Origin of the sequence: Phytoactinopolyspora endophytica (genome assembly GCF_004138495.1) — a bacterium.
Taxonomy (GTDB): Bacteria; Actinomycetota; Actinomycetes; order Jiangellales; family Jiangellaceae; genus Phytoactinopolyspora; species Phytoactinopolyspora endophytica.
In genome coordinates this window covers 73,478-74,383 of the sequence record NZ_ML142863.1, presented here as the reverse complement: position 1 = coordinate 74,383, position 906 = coordinate 73,478, and the positions used below count along the sequence as shown (strand labels likewise).

Sequence of the window (906 nt, the reverse complement as noted above, 5' to 3'; positions counted from 1 at the left end):
CGGCATCGAGCACGGCACCGGGCTGTCCGAGGATCTGATCGCGGTCATGGCCGAGCGCGGTGTCTCGATGGTGCCGACGCTGGTCAACATCGCGAACTTCCCTTCATTCGCCGACCAGGGCGCGGCGAAGTTCCCGGCCTACGCGGACCACATGCGCGCACTGCACGGCCGGCGGTATCGGACCGTGCGCAGCGCGTACGAGGCGGGGGTTCCGGTCTTCACGGGTACCGACGCCGGCGGCTACATGCCGCACGGGCTGCTCGCCCGGGAAGTGCTGGAGTTCGTCGCCGCCGGGATCCCGGCCGCGGAGTCGGTGGCCGCGGCGTCCTGGAAAGCCCGCGCGTATCTGTTGGGCGGCAGCGGCTTGTTGGAAGAGGGTTCGGCGGCGGACCTGTGCGTGTATGCCGCCGATCCACGTGTACAGCCGGAGACGCTGCTGGATCCGGTCCGCGTCATCCTGCGCGGCCGCGTCGTCGTGTGAGCCAGGGTTTCTTCGCCGCAGACGCTGAGCCGGCCCGCACGTCGTCCTCCATGGCATCTGAGAAATGCTAAAGATGTATTGCTAAAGAGTTCTTTAACAAGGTATCTTTAGCATCATGAACGATAAGCCGCTACGAATCACCGACCCGCAGCGCTTGCGCGCGCTGGCGCATCCGGTCCGGAATGAGCTGCTGGACGCGCTGAGGGTCGAAGGCGAGGCGACCGCGACCCGGTGCGCCGAGCTTGTAGGGCAGAGTGTGGCCAGTTGCTCCTTCCACCTGCGCATGTTGGCGAAATACGGCTTCATCGAGCGTGGTGAGCAGCGTGGGCGGGACAGGCCTTGGCGGCTGGTCACCCGGGCCATGCAGACCAGCCCGGATTATGACGACCCGGCCTCGATTCAGGCGGCAACGGAGGTCGCCGTCG

At 66.6% G+C, this 906-nt stretch carries 2 protein-coding genes; both read left to right on the top strand.

All coding sequences use genetic code 11. The annotated features are described in order from the left end of the window. Window positions 1–481: amidohydrolase family protein (locus ELR45_RS24595; protein ID WP_165368077.1), on the top strand; the 481-nt coding region annotated here is incomplete at its 5' end. Between the two features lie 115 nt (window positions 482–596). Beyond that, window positions 597–906, top strand: a 310-nt coding sequence (locus tag ELR45_RS35770; protein WP_165368076.1) for an ArsR/SmtB family transcription factor, incomplete at its 3' end; no start/stop codon positions are given.